The sequence below is a fragment of the Vibrio sp. 970 genome, from assembly GCF_033339075.1.
Genome location: NZ_JAWOTW010000275.1, coordinates 1 through 731, shown reverse-complemented (window position 1 = coordinate 731; position 731 = coordinate 1). Strand labels below are relative to the sequence as shown.

The 731-nt window shown below is 35.4% G+C and carries 1 pseudogene; it reads right to left on the bottom strand.

Features of this window, described 5'->3' with window-relative positions:
- Nucleotides 1–341: pseudogene (locus R7Q11_RS26150) on the bottom strand (cadherin repeat domain-containing protein); the annotation flags it as partial.
- Between the last annotated feature and the right edge of the window lie 390 nt (nt 342–731).

Sequence of the window (731 nt, the reverse complement as noted above, 5' to 3'; positions counted from 1 at the left end):
GTTTCAGAAGATTCATACACAGAACTGGTATCTGTTGCACGAATTATCGCGGTGCCTGGACGCAGGATTTGAAATACACCCGAATCATTCACCCTCACCACATTCGGCGGATTTGAATCAATAACTTGGTAAGATACTGAGCCGCGAACGTTGCTCAGTAGTGTCTGAGTGATGGTTCCCACACCCTCAAACTGCAACGAGGCATCTTCAACAATCAGCTGTGGACGACTCTGCTTCGTGATAGAAGTTGGAGAGCTTGTATTGCTCGGCTTGGAGTCACCTCCTCCACCGCAACCAGCAAGTAAAGCAGCAAGAAAAATCAAATAATAATTTCTGTTCATTTTTAGTAATAATTTGTTACATCTCAAGGGGCGAGATAATAATACGATGTTTTATTAATCGCTATCCCTATTGTTGATGACTTTATTACTTAAGTATTTACTACTATATTAAGGGTAAAAACAAATTCTGATAAATGGCGAGAAAATTACCCGAAAAAACGCGAAGCAAACGTTTAAATTAATGTAATTAATTAATTTAGAAAGAGTGAATATTCAACAAAATAAAACAGGAAAAATAATGAAGAAAAATTGCGTTAATTTTTGGCGGGTTATGCTGTATGGACATTAACAGATTAGAAAAACATAATTATCTAATGCACAAATAAAAGCAAGAACGAATCTCGTTTATATTTAATAAAAGAGATATGTATTTTAAAACTGGAATAATGT